The organism is Streptomyces sp. NPDC048269 (assembly GCF_040652395.1).
In the GTDB taxonomy this organism is placed as follows: domain Bacteria; phylum Actinomycetota; class Actinomycetes; order Streptomycetales; family Streptomycetaceae; genus Streptomyces.
Genome location: NZ_JBEZLW010000054.1, coordinates 24,532 through 44,695, shown reverse-complemented (window position 1 = coordinate 44,695; position 20,164 = coordinate 24,532). Strand labels below are relative to the sequence as shown.

Annotated in this window: 18 protein-coding genes and 2 pseudogenes; 11 read left to right on the top strand and 9 right to left on the bottom strand. The window is 72.0% G+C overall.

Annotation, left to right across the window (positions count from 1 at the left end):
- Positions 1 to 27: 27 nt before the first annotated feature.
- Positions 28 to 2,106 (bottom strand): elongation factor G, encoded by a 2,079-nt coding sequence (fusA, locus tag AB0D48_RS33035; protein ID WP_362405454.1) that lies wholly within the window; start codon positions 2,104 to 2,106, stop codon positions 28 to 30.
- A gap of 469 nt (positions 2,107 to 2,575) precedes the next feature.
- Between fusA and AB0D48_RS33030 the strand changes: the two genes are divergently transcribed.
- The 4 genes and pseudogenes from AB0D48_RS33030 (at position 2,576) to AB0D48_RS33015 (ending at position 5,294) form a co-directional block, all read left to right on the top strand.
- On the top strand, positions 2,576 to 2,950 hold the full coding sequence (locus AB0D48_RS33030) for a hypothetical protein (RefSeq protein WP_362405451.1): 375 nt from the start codon (positions 2,576 to 2,578) through the stop codon (positions 2,948 to 2,950).
- A gap of 170 nt (positions 2,951 to 3,120) precedes the next feature.
- Positions 3,121 to 4,074, top strand: a complete 954-nt coding sequence (locus AB0D48_RS33025) for an NmrA/HSCARG family protein (protein WP_362405449.1) — start codon at positions 3,121 to 3,123, stop codon at positions 4,072 to 4,074.
- A 58-nt stretch (positions 4,075 to 4,132) separates the two neighbouring features.
- Positions 4,133 to 4,339 (top strand): annotated as a pseudogene (locus AB0D48_RS33020) (helix-turn-helix domain-containing protein); the annotation flags it as partial.
- Positions 4,340 to 4,361: 22 nt separating this feature from the next.
- Positions 4,362 to 5,294: a MerR family transcriptional regulator gene (locus AB0D48_RS33015; protein ID WP_362405446.1), complete on the top strand. Its 933-nt coding sequence runs from the start codon at positions 4,362 to 4,364 to the stop codon at positions 5,292 to 5,294.
- A gap of 11 nt (positions 5,295 to 5,305) precedes the next feature.
- Here AB0D48_RS33015 and AB0D48_RS33010 read toward each other — a convergent pair whose 3' ends face one another.
- Positions 5,306 to 5,671 (bottom strand): hypothetical protein, encoded by a 366-nt coding sequence (locus AB0D48_RS33010; RefSeq protein ID WP_362405444.1) that lies wholly within the window; start codon positions 5,669 to 5,671, stop codon positions 5,306 to 5,308.
- Between the two features lie 196 nt (positions 5,672 to 5,867).
- Between AB0D48_RS33010 and AB0D48_RS33005 the strand changes: the two are divergent.
- Positions 5,868 to 7,761: pseudogene (locus AB0D48_RS33005) on the top strand (NAD-binding protein).
- A 54-nt stretch (positions 7,762 to 7,815) separates the two neighbouring features.
- Here the strand turns inward: AB0D48_RS33005 and AB0D48_RS33000 are convergent.
- Positions 7,816 to 7,971, bottom strand: coding sequence for a DUF6131 family protein (locus AB0D48_RS33000; RefSeq protein ID WP_362405441.1), 156 nt, complete (start codon positions 7,969 to 7,971; stop codon positions 7,816 to 7,818).
- A gap of 216 nt (positions 7,972 to 8,187) precedes the next feature.
- Between AB0D48_RS33000 and AB0D48_RS32995 the strand changes: the two genes are divergently transcribed.
- The 3 genes from AB0D48_RS32995 (at position 8,188) to AB0D48_RS32985 (ending at position 11,175) form a co-directional block, all read left to right on the top strand.
- Positions 8,188 to 8,715: a hypothetical protein gene (locus tag AB0D48_RS32995; RefSeq protein WP_362405439.1), complete on the top strand. Its 528-nt coding sequence runs from the start codon at positions 8,188 to 8,190 to the stop codon at positions 8,713 to 8,715.
- A gap of 167 nt (positions 8,716 to 8,882) precedes the next feature.
- Entirely contained in the window at positions 8,883 to 10,034 is a 1,152-nt protein-coding gene (locus AB0D48_RS32990; RefSeq protein WP_362405436.1) for an alpha/beta hydrolase-fold protein, read from the top strand.
- A 55-nt stretch (positions 10,035 to 10,089) separates the two neighbouring features.
- Positions 10,090 to 11,175 (top strand): RICIN domain-containing protein, encoded by a 1,086-nt coding sequence (locus AB0D48_RS32985; protein ID WP_362405433.1) that lies wholly within the window; start codon positions 10,090 to 10,092, stop codon positions 11,173 to 11,175.
- 296 nt (positions 11,176 to 11,471) lie between these two features.
- Here the strand turns inward: AB0D48_RS32985 and AB0D48_RS32980 are convergent, their stop codons facing one another.
- Positions 11,472 to 12,761 carry an alpha/beta family hydrolase gene (locus AB0D48_RS32980; RefSeq protein ID WP_362405430.1) on the bottom strand — a complete coding sequence of 430 codons (1,290 nt, stop codon included), beginning with the start codon at positions 12,759 to 12,761 and terminating at the stop codon, positions 11,472 to 11,474.
- Positions 12,762 to 12,926: 165 nt separating this feature from the next.
- Between AB0D48_RS32980 and AB0D48_RS32975 the strand changes: the two genes are divergently transcribed.
- The gene (locus AB0D48_RS32975) at positions 12,927 to 13,481 is read left to right on the top strand and encodes a DinB family protein (protein WP_362405428.1); all 555 of its coding nucleotides are present in this window, start codon (positions 12,927 to 12,929) and stop codon (positions 13,479 to 13,481) included.
- Between the two features lie 131 nt (positions 13,482 to 13,612).
- Here the strand turns inward: AB0D48_RS32975 and AB0D48_RS32970 are convergent, their stop codons facing one another.
- On the bottom strand, positions 13,613 to 13,813 hold the full coding sequence (locus AB0D48_RS32970) for a hypothetical protein (protein WP_362405425.1): 201 nt from the start codon (positions 13,811 to 13,813) through the stop codon (positions 13,613 to 13,615).
- Between the two features lie 158 nt (positions 13,814 to 13,971).
- On the opposite strand from AB0D48_RS32970, the gene AB0D48_RS32965 reads away from it, so the two are divergent.
- Positions 13,972 to 15,357 (top strand): MFS transporter, encoded by a 1,386-nt coding sequence (locus AB0D48_RS32965; RefSeq protein ID WP_362405422.1) that lies wholly within the window; start codon positions 13,972 to 13,974, stop codon positions 15,355 to 15,357.
- A gap of 111 nt (positions 15,358 to 15,468) precedes the next feature.
- Entirely contained in the window at positions 15,469 to 16,365 is an 897-nt protein-coding gene (locus tag AB0D48_RS32960; RefSeq protein WP_362405419.1) for a DNA-binding protein, read from the top strand.
- A 10-nt stretch (positions 16,366 to 16,375) separates the two neighbouring features.
- Here the strand turns inward: AB0D48_RS32960 and AB0D48_RS32955 are convergent, their stop codons facing one another.
- The 4 genes from AB0D48_RS32955 to AB0D48_RS32940 form a co-directional block, all read right to left on the bottom strand.
- Positions 16,376 to 16,651: an isoamylase early set domain-containing protein gene (locus AB0D48_RS32955; protein WP_362405416.1), complete on the bottom strand. Its 276-nt coding sequence runs from the start codon at positions 16,649 to 16,651 to the stop codon at positions 16,376 to 16,378.
- A 161-nt stretch (positions 16,652 to 16,812) separates the two neighbouring features.
- Positions 16,813 to 18,183, bottom strand: coding sequence for an FAD-binding oxidoreductase (locus AB0D48_RS32950; protein WP_362405413.1), 1,371 nt, complete (start codon positions 18,181 to 18,183; stop codon positions 16,813 to 16,815).
- Positions 18,184 to 18,378: 195 nt separating this feature from the next.
- Positions 18,379 to 18,636: a dihydrofolate reductase family protein gene (locus AB0D48_RS32945; protein WP_362405410.1), complete on the bottom strand. Its 258-nt coding sequence runs from the start codon at positions 18,634 to 18,636 to the stop codon at positions 18,379 to 18,381.
- Between the two features lie 30 nt (positions 18,637 to 18,666).
- The gene (locus tag AB0D48_RS32940) at positions 18,667 to 20,010 is read right to left on the bottom strand and encodes a radical SAM protein (RefSeq protein WP_362405407.1); all 1,344 of its coding nucleotides are present in this window, start codon (positions 20,008 to 20,010) and stop codon (positions 18,667 to 18,669) included.
- Positions 20,011 to 20,164 lie beyond the last annotated feature (154 nt).

The following is a 20,164-nucleotide window of genomic DNA, read 5'->3' as shown; positions in this document are numbered from 1 at the left end:
CGGGGGGCGGGGCGGCCGGACCGGCCGCTACCGGGTCAGCAGGGTGCCCGCGACCGAGGCCGGGACCGGCGCCAGGCCGGCCGGGCGGGTGGTGAAGGCGCCCCGGCCCTGGGTGCGCCCGCGCAGCCGGGACGCGTACCCGAAGAGCTCGGCCAGCGGCACGGCCGCGGTGATCACCGCGCTGCCGGACTCGGACGTGGACCCCGAGACCCGGCCGCGGCGCGCCGCGAGATCACCGAGCACTCCGCCCACACCGTCTTCCGGAACCGTCACCGTGACCTCCACGACGGGCTCCAGCAGCTCCATCGTGCTGAGGCGCAGCGCCTCGCGCAGCGCGAACCGGCCCGCCGCCCGGAACGCCATCTCCGAAGAGTCCTTGGAGTGCGTCGCCCCGTCGGTGAGCGTGACGCGGAGCCCCGTCACCGGGAAGCCCCCGAGGGGGCCCTCCGTGAGGGCGTCCCGGCAGCCCGCCTCCACGGCGCGCGCGTACTCCTGCGGCACGCGGCCGCCGACGACCGCCGACCGGAACTCGAAGCCCACCTCCTCCAACGGCTCGACATCGATGACGACGTGCGCGAACTGGCCCGCGCCACCGTCCTGTTTGACATGCCGGTGGACGAGCCCGCTCACCCCGCGTACGACGGTCTCCCGGTACGAGACCTGCGGCCGCCCGACGACGACCTCCACCCCGTGGCCGCTGCGGATCTTCTCCACCGCGACCTCCAGGTGGAGTTCACCCATCCCCGACAGCACGGTCTGCCCGGTTTCCGGGTCGGACCGCACCACCAGCGACGGATCCTCCTCGGCGAGCCGCGCCAGCGCGGCCGAGAGGCGCCCGGTGTCGGAGCTGCGGCGGGCCTCGACCGCCACCGAAACCACCGGATCGGCCACCGAGGGCGGTTCGAGGACCACGGGCGCGCCCGGCGCGCACAGGGTCGAGCCCGCCCGGGCCGCCTTCAGCCCGATCACGGCGACGATGTCACCGGCGACCGCCTGCTCCCGCTCCTCGTGCCGGTCGGCCTGCACCCGCAGGATCCGGCCGACCCGCTCCGTACGGCCCGTGCCGGAGTCCAGCACGGACTCGCCCTTGTGGAGCGTGCCCGCGTAGACGCGCAGGTAGGTGAGCCGGCCGGTCGCCGTCGCCGTCACCTTGAAGGCGAGGGCCGCGAACGGCTCCGCCGGATCGGGCGCGCGCTCCTGCTCCGTGCCGTCGGCCGCGCCGCGTACCGGCGGCATGTCGGCGGGCGACGGCAGGTACGCCAGGACCGCGTCCAGCAGCGGCTCGACACCGCGGTTGCGGTACGCCGAGCCGCACAGCACCACGACGCCGTCCCCGCGGAGCGTCAGCTCCCGCAGGGCGCGGGCCAGGGTCCGTTCGGTCAGTGCCGACGTCGCGCAGAACTCCTCCAGGGCGTCCGCGTGGAGCTCGGCCACCGTCTCCTCCAGGAGCCGGCGGCGCCGGTCCGCCTCCTCGCGCAGCGGCTCGGGTACCGGCCCCGTCTCGTACGAGTCGTGGCCGGCGCGCCAGAGCAGCGCGCGCATCCCCAGCAGGTCGACGACGCCGGTGAAGGCGTCCTCGCTCCCGATGGGCAGCTGGACCACCAGGGGAACCGCGCCCAGCCGCTCCCGGATCGAGGCGACGGCCGTGTCGAGGTCGGCGCCCGCCCGGTCCAGCTTGTTGACGAAGGCGATCCGCGGCACGCCGTGCCGGTCTGCCTGCCGCCACACGGACTCGCTCTGCGGCTCGACTCCGGCGACGGCGTCGAACACCGCGACGGCCCCGTCCAGCACCCGCAGGGACCGTTCGACCTCGTCGGAGAAGTCGACATGGCCCGGAGTGTCGATCAGGTTGACGCGGTGTCCTTTCCAGGTGCAGCTGACGGCCGCGGCGAAGATGGTGATGCCCCGGTCGCGTTCCTGGGCGTCGAAGTCGGTGACGGTCGTACCGTCGTGCACCTCGCCCCGCTTGTGGATGGCACCGGTCGCGAACAGGATGCGCTCGGTGATCGTGGTCTTGCCGGCGTCGACGTGGGCGAGGATGCCCAGGTTCCGGATGGCGGTGGTGGCGGGGGAAGTGGTGGCGAGAGGTCGCCGGCTGGTGCGCATGGCCCGAGGCCTTTCGAATGATTTCGAAGATGAGCAAGAGGGCAGCGCGATTCCCGGACGCGGTCCCGCCCCGCCCCGCGCGGCCGTGCCGCCGTCTGTCCGGGCAGGCCCGGGCGGACGGCGTAAAGGAAGCGGGGGAGAAGGGAACTAACAGTGCGTCACGGGCATACGGTGACGGCCGCGCAGCCGGCACCGCGCGCCGTGAGACACCGGGATCACGTCGTACCGGGACGGGGGAGCGACGGCGGCCGCGGTGCGGTGGATGCACATGGCCCGGCTCCCCTTCTCTTGTCTTCACTCGGCATGAGGCGTGCGACACCGCCCTGTCGGCGGCGCGTACGGCGAGTGTAGTGAGCGGGTCCGGTCGAGGGCACGGCATTTTCCGCGGCCCGGAAGCCGCGCCCAGACCATTACAAATGGGCATACTCCGGTCAGGAGGACCAGATTCTCGGCTGCAAGGGGGTGCGTCATGGCGCGGGTGTGTGTCGACGGTGACGATCTGGTGGTCCGGTTGGCCTGGTGGGAGAGGCCGGTGGCTCGGCGCGGTGACGTACGGGTCCCGCTGGCGAGCTTGACCCGCGTCGGGACCACGAGGGACTGGTGGCGCGCCCTGCGCGGAGTACGGGCTCGGGGCACGCTCGTTCCCGGCGCGCTGTGCCTGGGGAGGTGGCGGCACGCCACCGGCGAAGACTTCGTGGCGGTCCGGCGTACGCACCCGGACGTCGTCTTCGTCGACCTGCGGCCGCCGTCGCCCTTCGCCCGGATCACCGTCAGCGGCCCGCACTCCGAGCGCGTGGCCGCGACCGTGCGGGAGGCCATGGCAAGACCGAGGGCCCGGGGGTGATGGTCTCCCCGGGCCCTGGGCCGCGTACACCGCGGGGGACGCGGGGGACGCGGGTGTGTATCTGCGACATCCAGAGAAACGATCCGCCACCGGTGGGGTTACGGGGTAGGCAGCACCGGATCCGCGTGGCGTGACGACCCGGACGCGGAGAGTGTGCGAAGAAAGGAGTCATGGGCGAGAAGAAGACGATCACGGTGTTCGGTGCGACCGGCGCGCAGGGCGGTGGCCTGGTACGGGCGATCCTGGCGGATCGGGAGGGCGACTTCGCGGTGCGGGCGGTGACCCGCCGCGCGGACTCCGAGAAGGCCCGGGAGCTGGAACGGCTCGGGGTGCAGGTGATCCAGGCCGACATGGACGACGAGGCGAGCCTGGGACCGGCCTTCGAGCACGCGTACGGCGCCTACCTGGTCACCGACTTCTGGGACCACATGTCCGCCGAGCGGGAGAAGGCCCAGGCGCTGGCGCTCGCCCAGGCCGCGTCGCATGCCGGGGTCCAGCACGCGATCTGGTCCACGCTGGAAGACACGCGCGAGTGCATCCCGCTGGAGGACACGCGGATGCCCACGCTCCAGGAGCACTACAAGGTGCCGCACTTCGACGGCAAGGCGGAGGCCGACCGGTACTTCACCGAGGCGGGCGTACCGACGACCTTCCTGCGGTCCACGTTCTACTGGGAGAACCTGCTCGGCATGTTCTCCCCGCAGCGCGCGGAGGACGGCGCCTTCGAGCTGGTCCTCCCGATGGGCGACAGCAGGCTCTCCGGCATCGCGGTGGACGACATCGGCAAGACCGCACTGGCCGTTTTCAAGCGCGACACCGACCTCATCGCCGCCACCGTCAGCATCGCCGGTGAGCACCTCAAGGTCGCCGACATGGCGTCGGCGCTCTCGGAAGCCCTCGGCCAGACCGTGCGGTACCGACCGGTCACCGCGGGCGCGTTCCGGGCGCTGGGCTTCCCGGGCGCCGACGAGGCCGGGAACATGTTCCAGTTCTACGCCGACTGCGAGGACCACTTCACCGCGGCCCGCGACCTCATCGCCGTCCGCGAGCTCAATCCCGCGCTCCAGGACTTCCGGACCTGGCTGGCCGCCCATGGAGAGGAGCTGCGCGCCGCGTGGGCGTGATGCCCGGCCGTAGCGCGTGGGTGTTGATGCCCGGGACCACCGGGGCGACCTGGGGGACGCTCGGCAACTGGCGGTCCTGCGCAAGGCCAGCCTGGTGACCAGCCGCCGTGAGGGCTCCCACGTCCACTACGCGCTCACCAGCCCCCGGACCGCCGAGCTGCTGCGGGTCGCCCGCAGCATCCTCTCCGGCGTCCTGGAAGACCGGGCCGGACTCCTCGCCGACCCTGCGCGCCGCGGGGCCGCCGCGGGGTTGAGTCTCCCGTAGGGGGAGACGGCAAGGTGGGGGCATGGACAGCGACGCGCTCTACTCCATCGGGGAACTGGCCCGGCGGACCGGCCTGACGGTGAAGACCGTCCGGTTCTACTCCGACGAGGGGATCGTGCCGCCGACCGAACGGAGCCCGGCGGGCTACCGGCTGTACGACGTCGACGCGCTCGCCCGGCTGGACCTGGCCCGGACGCTGCGCGATCTCGGGCTCGACCTGGACACCGTACGGAAGGTACTGGACCAGGAGGTCTCGGTACCGGACGTCGCGCGGGCCCATGCCGACGCCCTGGACGTCCAGATCCAGACCCTTCGCCTGCGCCGGGCAGTACTGCGAGCAGTCGCCCGACGCGGCCCCACCCCCATGGAGTTGAACCTCATGCACCGACTCGCCAAGCTCTCGGAGGCCGAACGGCACCGGCTGGTCACCGACTTCGTCGACGACACCTTCGGCAGCCTGGACGCCAACCCCGAGTTCGTGGCCCTGATGCGATCGGCCATGCCCGTGCTCCCCGGGGACCCCACGCCCGAACAGGTCGAGGCCTGGGTGGAACTCGCCGAACTCTGCCAGGACACCGGCTTCCGTGAGGCCGTACGCCGCATGGCCGAGTACCAGGCACAAGAGCGCTCCCAGGGGGACGCCGGCAGCCTGCACCACGAACTCAACGAAGCCGTGCGCGAGCGGATCGACGAAGCCCTCGCGGCCGGGATCCTCCCGGCCTCCGCCGAGGCGGCGCCGATCACGGACTCCCTGGCCGCCCTCTACGCCCACGCCTTCGAGCGCGCCGACGACGGTGACCTGCGCCGCTGGCTCCTGGCCCGCCTGGAGACCGCCGCCGACCCGCGCGCCGAGCGCTACTGGGAGCTCCTCGCCACGATCAACAGCTGGCCGGTGTCGCCGAGCCTCGCCCCGGTGTTCACGTGGTTCACCACCGCCCTGAGCCCGCACCGGTGAGAGCGGTCGGCTCAGCCTCGGCCTTTGATGTGGTCGATGACTTCGGTGAAGGCCCGGGTGGGGGAGAAGTCGATGTATTCGCAGTCTTCCAGGGCCACGGGTGTGTGGCCGGGGGGCCAGTAGAACACCTGACCCGCCTCGTAGAGTTCGTCGCCGTCCGGCGTGCGCATCTTTAGCCGCCCCTTGACGAGGTGGCCCCAGTGCGGGCAGGGGCAGAGACCGTCGGGCCGTAGACCTTCAAGGGCCGGACCCATGTCCGTGCCCGCAGGGAAGCGGACGAAGGCGACCGACATGTCGCCGCCGATCTCCTGAGTCCGAAGTTCCACGCCTCCGCCTTCGATTGCGACAGGCGTGTCCTCGCGTGTGGTTGCTGTCATCGGGCGCGCTCCCTTGTCGGGGTGGTCGCGGTGGAGCACAAGACTCCACTCCAGCTTGGACCCGCGACCGGAGCGCCGCGAGAGGGGCGGGCCGGGGTGCGGCGGGTCCGCCGGGATCGTCGGCGGGACCGCAAGGCATGCTGGTCCGGTGCAGATTCCGCAGCAGGTTCTTCAACCCCCGGGCGCCGCGGACCGGATGGTGGTGTGCGGTGACGACGGACTGGCCCGCAGGCTGGCGGCCGAGCTCGGTGAGGTGTACGGGGAGCGGGTGACGCTGGTGGTGCCCCCCGCGAGCGCGCCACCGCTCGCGGTGGGCCCGCCCGCGCGGCGGGTGCGCTGGGGCCGCATCCCGTCGGCCAGGGCGTTGCGCGCGGCGGCGGGGGAGCGGCTTCCGGAGGAGCCGCAGGTCGTGGAGGCCGCGGAGCCGGACGAGGAGGTGCTGTCCGCCGCGGGAGTGGCCGGCGCCGCCGCACTGGCGCTCGTCTACGAGGACGACGACAGGAACGTACGGGCCGCCCTGGTGGCGCGGCGGCTCAACCCGAGGCTGCGGCTGGTGATCCGACTCTACAACCGCAAGCTCGGCCAGCACCTGGAGGACCTCCTGGACCAGGCGGCGATCGTCGCCGAACCCGGGCTCGACCCGCGCGAGCGGGACTCCGCCACGACCGTCCTGTCCGACGCCGACACGGCCGCGCCCGCACTGGCCGCCAGCGCGGTCGCGGGGACGAGCAAGGTGGTCCAGGCGGACGGTCTGCTGCTGCGGGCGGTCGAACGGATGCCTCCCGGCCGGGGCCGGACCGCCGACCCCGGCCTGTGCACCCTCGCGCTGCTGTCCGCGACATCCACCGACCCGGCCGGCAGCGAGAGCTCCGTCCTCGGGGATGAACGCGGGCTTCAACTCCTTCCCGACGACCGCGCGGTGGCGGCTGCCACGGGACGTGGCACCGTGGCCCTGGAAGCGGTTGCCCACGCGGCCCCGGCGCAGGCGGCGCCGCCCAGACTCGGAGCGGCTTCGCTGCCGGTGGCCTACCTGTTCTCCCGACGGCTGCGCTGGTCACTGGGCGGCATCGTCGCAGCCGTCACCGCACTCGCCGTGGCGTCCTGGCTGACCACGGGCGATCACCCCCTGCACGCCGCGTACATCACCCTGCTCGACATCTTCGCGATCAACGATCCGGCGGTCGGAGACCCCACACAGCGGCAGGTGCTGCAGATCCTGTCCGGATTCGTCGGTCTGCTCCTCCTGCCGGTACTGGTGGCGGCCGCGCTCGAAGCGCTGGGAGCGTTCCGCACGGCCACCGTGCTGCGCCGGCCGCCCCGCGGGCTGTCGGGGCACGTGGTGCTGCTGGGACTGGGCAAGATCGGTGCCCGGGTGCTGGCGCGGCTGCAGGAGCTGGAGATCCCGGTGGTGTGCGTGGAATCGGACCCGCAGGCCCGGGGTGTGGCACTGGCCCGCCGCCTGCGGGTGCCCGTGGTCGTCGGCGACGTCACCGACGAGGGCGTACTGGAGGCCGCCCGCATCCACCGCGCGCACGCGCTGCTCGCCCTGACCAGCTCGGACACCACCAATCTGGAAGCCGCGCTGTACGCCCGCGGGGTCAAGCCCGATCTGCGGGTCGTACTGCGCCTGTACGAGGACGACTTCGCGACCGCCGTGTACCGCACCCTGAAGGTCGCCCACCCGGACGCCCTCACCCGCAGCCGCAGCGTGACCCACCTCGCCGCCCCCGCCTTCGCAGGGGCGATGATGGGCCGCCAGATCCTCGGCGCCATCGCGGTGGAACGCCGGGTGCTGCTCTTCGCCGTCGTCGACGTGGCGGGGCACCCGCAGCTGGAAGGGCGCTCGATCACCGAGTCCTTCCGTCCCGGTGCCTGGCGGGTGATCGCCCTTGACACGGCCTCCCCCGAAGACCGCCGCCCCGACCTGGCATCCCTCCCCCGTGAGGGAGCTTGGGCCGGGGCAGGGACTGGTGTGGGAGCTGCACCCCGGTTACGTGCTCAAGCCCGACGACCGGGTCGTGCTGGCCGCCACCCGCCGCGGCCTGGCCGAACTCCTCGGCCGCGCCGGCGCACCTGCCGCCCGGCCCTGACCGGGCCGTGTACGGCAGGGGAATCGCGCCGGCCGACGGAGACGAATGGTGCCGCTAGTAGTAGTGGCGTCGACCTCCGACCGAGTGGCCGACGGCCCCCAGGATCCACAGGACCGCGCCGACGACGAGCAGGATGATGCCGATGGTCCAGAGGATCGAGATACCGGTGAGGAAGCCGATGATCAGCAGGATTACGCCAAGGACGATCATGATGTTCTCTCCAATCTCGCAAACGGCTCCTGCCCCGTTTCGGCGGGGTAATGCGCCGCTCCGGAATTCCGCGCACCCGGCCGGGTGACGGCCCGTGTCCGTGCGACAGCCTGCTGTGCCCGGTCCGCGGGGCCGGGCCGTACCCGCACCTCCGTGGCAGACTTCTTCCTTGATCACGAGGGCAACGGGCCCGCGTGCACACGGGAATGGGTTGAAGTGCGCAAGGCGAGGTGGGCGGCAGCGGCTGCCGGTGTGGTGCTGTTGGTCGCGGGTTGCGGCAGCGAGGGCGGTTCGGACAAGGGCAAGCCGGGTGACGTACCCTCCTCCGGCTCTTCCGCCCCTGCCAAGGCGGGGTCGGCCGGCACCCTGGACTCAGCGGCGGTGAAGAAGGAGATCGAGGGTGCGGCCACGGCGGCCGGATTCGCCGAGAAGGCGGGGGACGACGTCCCGGCGGCTCTCAAGTCCTGCATGGTCTCCTGGGCCGCGGACACCAAGAAGGCCGCCGACTCGAAGAAGTCCTACGACGACACGGTCGCCGCCCTGACCAAGGGCGGATGGAAGGAATCTCAGACCCTCGACCAGAAGCTCTCGGTCATCAAGACGCTGGACAAGAGCGGCTGGAGCATGAAGGCGAGCCACCACGGCAAGGCCGGTGCCATGCTGATGGTGTCGTTCATCGCCACGGACACCAGCCCCGCCTGCGAGAAGCTGTTCCAGGAAGACCTGGCCAAGAACAAGCAGTAGCCGGCGACACCCGGGCCGAGGACGCGAGTTCGCACTCGTGGCCTCGGCCCCCGGCTTCACAGCTCCGGCCGGCGCCGTCGGCATGACGTGGTTCCGGCCATTCAAAGCGGAGAAATTTTCTAGAACTAGACTCCAAATTGACGTGGCGTCTGGGCCACACTCGGCCCATGGCCAACAATCCCCTTCGAACATCCTCGACGAGACGGCGCTCATCCGCCCGGCTGCTGCGCGCGAAGGCGGCGGTCATCGCCTTGACGGCCGCCGTGCTCCTGCTGGGCACGCCGCCCGTGCACGCCGACCCCCAGGGGCCGCCCGCCATGACGGACGGGTCCGGCCTGACCCAGGTCTCCGCCGTGACGGGGACCGGGACCAACTTCGTGGTCACCGTTGTCACGCCCGAGGTGGCCGGCGAGCACCGCATCCGGATCCTGCTGCCCGCCGACTACGCGGCCAACCCGGCCAGGCGCTACCCGGTCCTCTACTTCCTGCACGGCGCGTCCGACAACCCCGGGAACCCCGCACTGGCCTACCCCGCACTCACGGCCGCCCAGTCGATGATCACGGTCATTCCGGACGGGGGCCTGCGCGGCTGGTACGCCAACTGGCTCGACCAGAAGACCGCCGCGGGGGCGCAGAACTGGGAGAACTTCCACATCAAGCAGGTGATCCCCTTCATCGACGCCAACCTGCGCACCGTCACCGGCAAGCAGGGGCGGGCCGTCGCGGGCATCTCCATGGGGGGCTTCGGCGCCCTGCACTACGCCCAGCGCCACCCCGACCTGTTCAGCCAGGTCGCGACCTTCTCCGGCGCCAACGACCTGTCCAGGGACCACGCGGTCATCCGCGCCGCCGTCGTCGCCACCCTGACCAACATCGGCGCCCCGCTCTGCGGCGCCGGCTCCGGTCCCTCCTGCGCCCTCGACTTCGGGCCCGCGGTGTCCAGCGACGCCGTCTTCGGCACGCCCTATCCGGTGTTCGACGCCGACTGGCGCTGGAACGCGGCCGATCCCACCGCGCACATGGCCGCCCTGGCAGGCATGGGCATCGCCGTCTACACCGGCAACGGAGGCGGGAATCCGGCCGACGGCGAGTTCTGGGTCGAGTCCGCGGCGCGGCACACCAGGGACCGGCTGGACGCCCTCGGGTTTCCCTACCACTACGTGAACTACGGCAACGGCTCCGGCTGGGGCGAGAACTGCCGCGGCGGCCACACCAGCGGCTGCTGGAGCCAGGACCTCGTGGACTACGTCCCGCGCCTGGAGTCGGCGTTCGCCGCCGGCGCGGCTCATGAAGGCCTCCTCACCCCGGTCACCCAGTGACCCCGGCCACCCCAGTGACCCCAGCACTTCCCGACCGAAACGAAAGGCCCCACCCATGACGTCAACCCCGGCCTCCGCGCCGGAACGCTCCACGGCCCTCCTGCGCATGCTCGCCGCCGCCCTGGCGACGTGTTGCGTCGCCCTGGGCATCATGGCCTCCCCCCTGGCGGCGGCCACCGCCCACGCGGACGAGACCTGCGGCTCCCCGCTCCAGTGCGTGAGCCTCAAGTCCGTCAGCAACGGCCGGCAGCTCGACGTACAGAACGGCTCGCGTGACGACGGGGCGTACATCGTCACCAACTCGGCGCCCGGCTACCACCAGTCCTGGAACCTGAACGTCGACCCGGCGGACTTCAGCTTCACCATCGTCAACGGCACCACCGGCAAGTGCATCGACCTCAGCTGGCCCGCGCTGCGCCAGCAGACCTGCCGCGGCCAGAAGAGCCAGAAGTGGTACTTCCAGCCGGTGGCGGGCTCCACCACCGCTTTCATGATCCGCAACGAGAGCGACAACTCCTGTCTCGACCTCATCGGCAACGCCCAGTACGACGACGCGTGGACCGGAAAGTCCAACTGCCACGCCGGCGTCAACCAGCGGTGGAGCACGAACTCGGCGGCCGCCTTCAACCTGGCCGTGGACCACGGCGCCCGGACCTGCCAGAAGGACCCCTCCAGCTGCTCCTGGTCGGTGAAGAGCGAGGCCCCCGCCGCGCCCCTGCCGAAGGTCTGCGCCTCCGCGGTCTGGTACAACAACTCCGGTTCCCCGGTCGCCCAGACCTTCTCGGTCACCAAGACCACCGGCTGGCAGAGCAGCATCACGACCCAGCTGTCGACGGACCTCAGCGCGGGCGCCGCCCCGGCACTGATGACGAGGATCAGCACCAGCCTGTCGTTCACCAACGTCTGGCAGGGCTCCACGAGCGTGGGCGACGCCATCCAGGTGTCGGTCCCGCCCGCGCAGTACGGATGGGTGACCCTGTCCGTGCTGGCGAAGAAGGTGACCGGCAACTGGACGTTCGACGCGCGCGGATTCCCCTGGAAGGCCGACGACACCATTACCGTCCCCGTCAAGGACGACCCGACCGGCGGTGCGACCCTCTACATCGCCAACACCAGCCCGACCTTCACCACCTGCTCCTGATCCCGGCCGCGCCGCCGTTCCCGGGACGGCGCTGACCACCGTCCGCCCCCTGTCGCCCGGACCCGCCGGGCGACAGGGGGTCGGGCCGGTGCGGCCGCAACGGACCCTTCCGATCGGCTTGTTGACCTGGTCATCATTCGATCAGGCTGCGCACATGGCCTCCGGACTCCCCGCCGACAACCGTGACTCGAGCCCCTTCACCGGCTGCGTCATCGAGGTGCGGTGGGCGGACGACGGACCAGGACCCGGATCGCCTTCGAGCCCGCCGCCGTGGAACACCTGCCTCCGGACAGGAGCTAGCCGGCCGGAGGCATGAGGTGCCTCGTGAACCAGTCGCGGGCGAGGCCGGCCACCGCGTCCAGCGTTCCCGGCTCCTCGAACAGGTGGGTGGCGCCGGGCACGACCTCCAGGCGGTTCTCGCAGCGCAGCTGTGCCTGGGCCTGCCGGTTGAGGTCGAGCACCGTCGTGTCGCGGCCGCCCACGATGAGCAGGGTCGGCGCCCGCACGCCGGCGAGCCGTGACCCCGCGAGGTCGGGACGGCCCCCGCGCGAGACCACGGCGCCCACGTCCGCGCCCGCGTCCGCCCCGGCGGACGCGGCCCACAGCGCGGCGGCGGCCCCGGTGCTCGCCCCGAAGTAGCCGATGGGGAGGGCTGCCTCGCGGCGCCTCAGCCAGGCCGTGGTCTCCGTCAGCCGCCGGGCCAGGGTCTCGATGTCGAAGACGTTCGCCCGGTCGGCCTCTTCCGCCGGTGTGAGCAGGTCGAAGAGCAGGGTGCCCAGGCCCGCCTGCCGCAGGGCCGCCGCCACCGACCGGTTGCGCGGGCTGCGGCGGCTGCTGCCGGAGCCGTGGGCGAAGACGACGACCGCCCCGGCGGCCGGCGGCAGGACGAGGTCACCGGCCAGCCCGACGCCGCCCGCGTCCACCTCGACCTCCGCACCGCGGGGCGGGGGGCGGTCGGCGCTCTGTGCCAGCAGGGAGACGACCTCCTCGTCGGGGGTCTGGGAGAAGTCCTGGTACCACTGTCCGACGGCGGAGAAGCCACGGGGCGTGGATAGGCACACCACGTCGTCCGCCGCGGAACGCAGCCAGGCGACCGCATCCGGTGGCGCCACCGGAACGGCCAGCACCACGCGCGCCGCGCCCATCGCCCGTACCACCTCGCAGGCTGCCGCGGCCGTGGCGCCGGTCGCGATCCCGTCGTCGACGACGATCACCGTCCGGCCGTCGAGCGGCACCCGCGTCCGGCCGGCCCGGAACCTTTTGGCCTGCCGGGCGAGTTCCGCCTCCTCGGCGCGCTCGACGGCGTCCAGATCCTCCTTCCGGACCCCGCTGCGGGCCACGATCTCCTCGCTGATGACCCGCACTCCGCCCTCGCCGATGGCGCCGAACCCCAGCTCGCGGTGGTAGGGCACGCCGAGCTTGCGGACCACGATCACATCGAGCGGGGCTCCGAGCGCCCGCGCCACGTGGAAGGCCACCGGTACACCGCCGCGGGGCAGGCCCAGGACGACGGGGTCCTCCTGCGACAGGTGCCTGAGCACTTCGGCAAGGCGCCGGCCGGCGTCCGCGCGATCGGCGAAGAACACGGTGGTGCACCCCCAGACCGAGGGGAGACGGAAACCACGTACGCACTTACTTCGAAACAACCCCAGATACGGGTTCCCCGCAAATCGGCGGCGCCCTGGCCCGACCTGCCGGACCCTGCCCGACCCGGGAGGAGTCGTCGATCACGGCCTCGATAGCCTCCCGCCATGACGACCCCACGCAGCAGAGCTGAATTCTTCGTCGGCCCCGCGCAGGACGGGCGGTTCCGCGGGCCCGCGACCGGTGACGAGCGGAGCATGCTGGTCGGCTTCCTGGCGGATCAGCGCGCGACCCTGGAGATGAAGTGCGCGGGCCTGGAAGCGGAGTTGTCCCGGCGGTCGGTGGAGCCGTCGACGCTCTCGCTGCTGGGCCTGGTCCGGCACCTCGCCGACGTGGAACGCCGCTGGTTCCGGCAGGTTCTGGCCCGTCAGGACGTGGCTCCCCGCTTCTCCTCGGAGGCCGAGCCCGACGGGGACTTCGACGGGGCGGAGTCCGGGGACGCCGAGGCGGTCCGCGCGGCCTGGGAGGCGTGGCGGGCCGAAGTGGCGTTCGCCGACCGCTTCGTCGCCGGAGCGCCCGACCTCGACGTCGAGGGCGACGACGCGTGGCGCGGGAGGGTGTCACTGCGGTGGGTGCTCATCCACCTGGTCGAGGAGTACGCCCGGCACAACGGACACGCGGACCTGCTGCGCGAACGGATCGACGGGGCGATAGGCGTGTGAGCGGCGGCCGGGTGGCGGCGTAGGCGCTCACCCCGGACATCGGCCGGACGAGGCCCCGGCCGGACGAGCGGCCCGGCCGGGCGACTGCCGCCCGGCCGGGCGCGCTGCGTGCGTGGGCGAGGGAGCTCCGGTCAGAGCTCCTCGTCGCTCAGGTCCTCCTTGTCGCGCATCAGGTCTTCCTCGCGCCGACGCTTCATTTCGTCGGGGCCCTTCCCCCCGGGGGAGGGCCGGCTCGGCTCGGGGTGGACCGGGTCCTGGCCGGGGCGCATCAGGCGCTCCTGCTCCTCGCGGCCCTTGCCCGGTTCCTGGCGCTTGGCCTTGCTACCGCCCATGAAGGTCACTCCTTGGATGCGTGTGGAAGGGGTCGTGCTCCACCCACGCTGACACGGAAGGTTGCCGAGCGCTCCTTTTGGTCACCCGATGCCGAAACGAGAGGCGCGGGGGATCATGAGTACGTACCGCATCGAACGGACGGGCCGCCATGACCTCCGTGAGCAAGCGAAGCCCGGGTCTCTTCACCACGCGAGACCGCGCCGTCATCGCCGCGGCCGCCCTCTCCATGCTGCTGGTGCAGATGGACTGGTTCGCCCTCAACCTGATGCTCCCCGTGATCGCCCGCGAGTTCCGCACACCGACGACCGACCTGCAGTGGCTGGTGAGCGGCTACATGCTGGCGCTGGGCGCGCTGATGATCGTCGGCGGTCGGGCCGCCGATCTGCTCGGCAGGCGCAGGGTGCTCGTGTGGGGCCTGGGGGGCTTCGCCGCGCTGTCCGTGGTGTGCAGCGCCGCGCAGAGCGTCGGGTGGCTGATCGCCGGACGGGTCGTCCAGGGGGCTGCCGCGGCGTTCGTCTTCCCCGTGGCCGTCGCCGTCGTCACCGCGTACTTCCGGGACGACCGCCAGGGCAGGGCAGTGGCCACGGTGCTCGCGTTCAGCGCCGTCGGGACCGCCCTGGGCCCCTTCGTGGGCGGTGCCTTCGCCGAGCACGTGAGCTGGCGCGCGGTCTTCCTGCTGAACGTGCCCTTCTGCGTGGTGGCAGCCGTACTGATGCTGCGCTCCGTAACTGAGACGCGCGACGAGCAGGCGGTGCGCGGGCTGGACGTCCCCGGCGTCGCCACCCTCGCTGGCGGCATCAGCGGCATCATGCTCGCGGTGGACCAGGGCACGCACTGGGGGTGGGGTTCGCCGTCCACCCTGCTCTGTCTGACCGGGGGCGCCGCGCTGCTGGCCGCCTTCGCCGTGATCGAGCGCCGGGCCGATGAGCCGCTGCTGGACCTCGGGCTGCTCCGCAACGGCCCGTTCGTCCTCGTCACGGCCGCCGGTTCGCTGTCCAACGTCGTGTACTGCCTGGTGGCGGTGCTGTCCGCGCTGTACCTGCAACAGGCCCGGGGGCTTTCGCCGCTGGAGTCGGGGCTGGTGTTCCTCGCGCTGTCCGGCGGAGCCGGGGCCGCGAGCTACTGGTCGGGCCGGCTGGCCCGGCGGTGGCGGGCGGAATCGCTCATGGCCGCCGGGATGCTGCTGAGCGGAGTCAGCCTGTTCGCCCTCACCTGGGCCACCTCCCTCGCCCTGTACACGGCCGTCTTCGCCCTCGTCGGCATCGGGGTGGGCCTGGGCTGGGCGCTCACCCAGGTGGCGACCCAGTCCTACGTCCCCGCCTCCCGCCTCGCGGCGGCATCCGGCTTCGTCCTCACCTCGCTGGTGCTGCTGGGCGCCGTGGCGGTCGCCGTGGCATCCACCGCACTCGAAGCGGTCAGCGGCTCCGCGGCCGGAGCGGCCGCCGACGGGCCCGCGACCGAGGCGGTCCTACGGGTGGCAGCCGCCCTCTCCCTCGCGGGCGCGGCCGCCCTCGCCGCACTGGCCCGGCCGCGGACCGGATGAGCCGAGGACCGGGCGAATTCCGGTAGGAGGCAGCGGGCTCGTGCAGCATGCTGGGGTCCGGGGTCCGCAGACACGCCGGGCCGGGGACCGCGGTGGGGCAGGGGGCTGAACGTGCCGGAACTCCCGGTGGACGAGGTGAGGGCCGCGACCGAGAGGCTGGTGGCACTCGACGTGACCGCCGGGGCCCGGTGGGCGGCGGGAGCGGCACTGGACGCCGTACGCGGCGCCGGCCGGCGCCCCGCGCGCAGCGACGCGGAGCGGGCCGCGCTCGCCGAGCTGTTCCAGGTCGCGGCGTGGATCACCTTCGACGCCGAGCAGCACGACACCTCGTACCGGCTCCATCTCCGGGCCCTGCGACTGGCCCGTGGCGGCAGGGACGGACCGGCCGCCGTCGAACCGCTGATCCTCGCGGTACTCGGCATGCAGGAGGAACACCTGGGCCGGCCCGCCCGTTCGCTGCGGATCGCCTCGTCCGTCCTGGCCCGCGAAGACCTTCCGGGCCGGGTGGCGGCGATCTTCCACGTACGCGCCGGCCGGGCCCTGGCCCGTATGGGGCGCGGGCCGGAGGCCCTGCGGTCCCTGCACACCGCCGCCCAGCTGCTCGCGGACGGCCCCACGGACCGGGACCCCGCGTGGGCCTGGTGGTTCGACCAGCGGGAATTCGACGGCCACCACGGACTCGCGCGGGCCGCGCTGGGGGAATGGGACAGGGCGGCCGCGCTGCTCCACGGTGCGGCACACGCCGACGCCGACGGACCCGCCTACCGTGTGCTGTTCGCCGCCGAACTGGCCCGGACCCTGGCCCGCGCCGGTGACTGGCGCGAGGCCGACTCGGCCATGTCGACGCTGGTGAGGGCCGTGCCGGCCGTCGGATCGGTCCGCGCGCTGCGCGCGGTGGGCCACGCGACCCGGCTCGTCGAGCGCGGCCGGCGCGTACCGCGCCGCACCCGCGACACCGCCCGCCACCTCGCCCTGCTGCTTCCGGGGCGGCGCAGCGGTCCGGCCTGAGGGATCGGGTTCAGGTGTGCAGGCGGCTGTTGGGGCCGTCCTGGTCGCCGGCGGTCTCGTCGTTGAACCAGTAGTCGCCGGCGGCCAAGTACCGGAAGGAGTGGGTCCGCTCGCTCGGCAGCTCGACGGTCACCGCGCGCTTGCCGTCCTTGCGGGGCCGGAGCGTATGGGTACCGGGCTGCCAGTCGTTGAAGTCGCCCACCACGCTCACGGGACCCGGGGGCCGGTCGGCGGGCAGGATGAAAGTGACCTCGGTACGGTCCTTGCGCAGCTTGCGTTCCAGCACGGCAGAGGCTCCTTCACAGGGGTCGGGGCCTCCAGCGTGACACACATGGTCACGACCGGCACGACGATCATCGCGGACTGTCACTGCGGTGACCGGTGCCTGTGAAGACGAAGGGATCCCGGGGGAGTTGCTCTGCGAGGATGGTGCTGACGGCCCGCTGACTAGGGCTTGATGTTCTGGTTGAGGTGGAACAGGTTGCCCGGATCGTACGTCCGCTTGACCTGCACGAGCCGGTCGTAGTTGCCCTTGTAGTTGGACCTGATGCGGTCCTGGTCGTCGTCCGCCATGAAGTTGATGTACCCGCCCTCCTCCGAGTGCGGGGCGGTCGCCTCGTAGTAGTCGCGGACCCAGGCGGTGTTGGCCTCGTTGTCGGCGGGGTCGGGCCACATGCCGGCGATGACGGTGGCGAACGTGGCGTTGCGGTAGGCGAAGGCCGTCGCGTCCTGCGCGACGCGGTGACAGGCGCCGTTGATGGGGTAGATGTGCACGGTCGAGTTCACGGCCGGCAGCTTCGGTCCGTGCACGAGATGCGCCTCGATCGCGGCGTCGCTCAGCTCGGTCACGAAGTTGGCCTTCCAGTAGTGCTGGAGGCCGGGCGGTACGAGCGCGTCGAAGGCGCTGTTGAGCGCGGGATACGGCATGGGGCCTACGTGCTCGGCGACCACCGGCGCGATGTCGTGGAACGCCTGGAGGGCACGCTCTCCCTCCTCGACGGGACCGGACCAGCACGACACGATCAGGATGAAGGCGTCGCCGTGCCGGTTCTCCGGGATGAAGGGGAGCGGCGGGGCGAGCTGGAAGGCCGGGAACCCGCCGAGTTGCTCCGGCGCGTCGGCGATGAGGTCCTGGAAGGACCGCAGGACGGTTGCGGCGTCGTCCAGTTCGTAGAGGATCGGGCCGCCGTAGATGTCCTTGACGGGGCTGAGCCGGAATTCGAAGGACGTCACCGCGCCGAAGTTGCCGCTGCCGCCGCGCAGGGCCCAGAAGAGGTCCTCGTTCTCCTCCTCGCTCGCGACGACGAGCCGGCCGTCCGCGGTCACCACGTCGGCCGAGATCAGGTTGTCGCAGCTGAGGCCCAGTCCCCGGGACAGGTAGCCGATGCCGCCGCCGAGGGTGAGCCCGCCGACACCGGTGGTGGAGATGATCCCGCCGGTCGTGGCCAGACCGAAGGCGTGCGTAGCCGCGTTGAAGTCGCCCCAGGTCGCCCCGCCCTCGGCCCGCGCCGTCCGCCGCGCGGGATCGACACGGACCCCTCGCATCCCGGACAGATCGGCCACGACGCCGTCGTCGCAGGTACCGAAGCCGGGCACGCTGTGCCCGCCGCCACGGACCGAGAGGTCGAGCTCGTTCTCCCGTGCGAAGTCGACCGCGGCCATGACGTCACCCGCGTTGGCGCAGCGCACGACGACGGCCGGCCTCCGGTCGATCATCGCGTTGTGGACCCTGCGCGCCTCGTCGTAGGCATCGTCCTCGGGGGTGACGACCGCCCCGCGTGCGCGTTCCCGCAGTTGCTCGATCGAGGGCTTGCCCATGGCGATCGCTCCTGTGCGTGGGGGGAGGTGCAGCCGGCTGTGCCCGCTCCTGCTCGGACGGCCGGCTCATGCCACGCCCGCCGCCGGACTGCCTCTGTTTCCACGCTACGCCGCTGGGACGAAGCCTCAACCGGAGGCCTCAGCCCGAGGCCTCGACCCCAGGTCCCGGCCGGGCCGACCGCCTCCGGTCAGGACCTAGTGATCGGATGGCGACAGGTGCGTCTTGGCGTCGACGTAGGTTGCCCGGCCCGGTGGTTCGGCAGGGGCGTAGTGGAGGTTCAGTACGCCGGTCCGGAAGGTCTCGGAGGAGATCAGCTCGAGCGGGATCGCGGCGCCGTCCTCCTCGAAGAGCCGCATGCCCTTGCGCACGGCGATCGGATGCACCAGCAGGTGCAGCTCGTCGAGCAGCCCCGCGGCCAGCAGCTGCCGCACGACGGAGACCGAGCCGCTCATCCCGATGACGGCGGCGCCCGGCTCGGTCCGTCAGGAAGCCGTCTCCTCCAGGCCTTCCAGGCCCTCCAGGCTGTCCATGAACGAGCTGACGGAGAACACCGCGCGGCCGGGACCGGCCGGGCCGTAGCCGGGCGGGGAGCTGAGGCCGTACTCCTCCAGCGTCGCCCGGTAGGTCTCCAGCAGCCGGATGTGGTATTCGAGCGGTGCGCCCTGCGGATTGGCCTTGCCCAGGGGTGTCGTCGGCTCCGGGCACCAGGTCGTGAAGCGCGGAACGACCCCGTTCGACATGAAGAACCGCAGACCCTCGGCGGTCGACTCGATCGCCTCGCCCACCTTCGTGAAGCCGAAGGGCTCGGCCATCTCGATGCCCGCCACGAAGTTCGGGATCACATTGCGCGCACCGAACACCTCGGTGGAGTCCAGGATCCTGCGGTGCCACTCGTCGCGGCCGACGTAGCGTTCCTTCCCCGGGCAGTGCAGCTGGAACAGCCGGCGGTCCCACACCTCGAAGTTGGGGTGGTAGATCCGGATGCCGTGGTCGTGGAAACGCTGCACGTCGTCACGGGGCAGCGCCTGGGCGACGACCTTGCCGATCCAGCGGCCCGGAAACCGCTCCTCGATGGCCTTCGCGTAGTGGCCGTAGAAGTCCGCTTCGTCGCGGCCGGCGACCTGGGAGGTGATCGAGCCGCCCGTGAGGGTGTAGGCCCGGGAGGTGCCGGCGGTGTCGTACCGATCGATGATCTCCAGGGCCTCCAACACCTCCTCCACCGGCTTCACCCCGGTGTACGGCCGTCCGGCCGCCTTGTGCTGGCGCCAGTTGTGGTTGATGTCGCAGAACTGGCACTCCTCCTTCGCCCCGAAGTACTGGCACACCCGGAAGACCGTCAGGTAGACGAGGTAGCCCCACTGGATGGTCGGTGCCACCTCCATCACCGACTTGCCGTTCGACAACGTGTGCCGGTAGTACTCCGGCATCGGCGGCAGCCCGACGTCCGCGATCCGTACGCCGTCCAGGTACAGGCCGAGCGTGCCGTCCTCACCGCCACGCACGACGTACGGGGAGTCCGGATTGACCCGTACGGACACGACGGTGCGGCGCAGCTCGTACGGTCCGCCCGTGAGCACGATCTCCTCGGGAGGCCGGTTCAGCGCGGCCGCACCGAGCTCCGGCAGCGTGCGGTGGTCGAAGGAGAAGATGAAGTAGGACTTCGGCTTGACGTCGCCTGAACCCCCGTCGGCGGTGCCGCTGAGCGCGGACTCGTCGAAGGCCATGCCACCCCGCAGGAGGTCCTCCTTGATCACGGCTTCCCGGGGGACGTGCGGGAAGCGCCCCATCAGGTCCTCGACCAGTGCGGTACGGCTGATGCTCGCCACGTGTGGCTCCATTCCTGATTTGATTCGACTGCGGGCGTGGAGCACCGCATGCCCCGTGCGCCCGTGCGCCCGTGCGCCCGTGCGCCCGTGCGCCCGTGGCTTCGTGGGTGAACTCCAGCCCTTCGCGGAACGGCATGGAGCAGGTCCGCGAGGT

Bases quoted from the DNA above. Each gene is read 5' to 3' on its own strand.
- AB0D48_RS32975 (WP_362405428.1), top strand. From the start codon at position 12,927: ATGACGACCCCACGCAGCAGAGCTGAATTCTTCGTCGGCCCCGCGCAG.
- AB0D48_RS33025 (WP_362405449.1), top strand. From the start codon at position 3,121: ATGGGCGAGAAGAAGACGATCACGGTGTTCGGTGCGACCGGCGCGCAG.
- AB0D48_RS32990 (WP_362405436.1), top strand. From the start codon at position 8,883: ATGGCCAACAATCCCCTTCGAACATCCTCGACGAGACGGCGCTCATCC.
- AB0D48_RS33030 (WP_362405451.1), top strand. From the start codon at position 2,576: ATGGCGCGGGTGTGTGTCGACGGTGACGATCTGGTGGTCCGGTTGGCC.
- AB0D48_RS32985 (WP_362405433.1), top strand. From the start codon at position 10,090: ATGACGTCAACCCCGGCCTCCGCGCCGGAACGCTCCACGGCCCTCCTG.
- fusA (WP_362405454.1), bottom strand. From the start codon at position 2,106: ATGCGCACCAGCCGGCGACCTCTCGCCACCACTTCCCCCGCCACCACC.
- AB0D48_RS33000 (WP_362405441.1), bottom strand. From the start codon at position 7,971: ATGATCGTCCTTGGCGTAATCCTGCTGATCATCGGCTTCCTCACCGGT.
- AB0D48_RS32970 (WP_362405425.1), bottom strand. From the start codon at position 13,813: ATGGGCGGTAGCAAGGCCAAGCGCCAGGAACCGGGCAAGGGCCGCGAG.
- AB0D48_RS33015 (WP_362405446.1), top strand. From the start codon at position 4,362: ATGGACAGCGACGCGCTCTACTCCATCGGGGAACTGGCCCGGCGGACC.
- AB0D48_RS33010 (WP_362405444.1), bottom strand. From the start codon at position 5,671: ATGACAGCAACCACACGCGAGGACACGCCTGTCGCAATCGAAGGCGGA.
- AB0D48_RS32945 (WP_362405410.1), bottom strand. From the start codon at position 18,636: ATGAGCGGCTCGGTCTCCGTCGTGCGGCAGCTGCTGGCCGCGGGGCTG.
- AB0D48_RS32950 (WP_362405413.1), bottom strand. From the start codon at position 18,183: ATGGGCAAGCCCTCGATCGAGCAACTGCGGGAACGCGCACGCGGGGCG.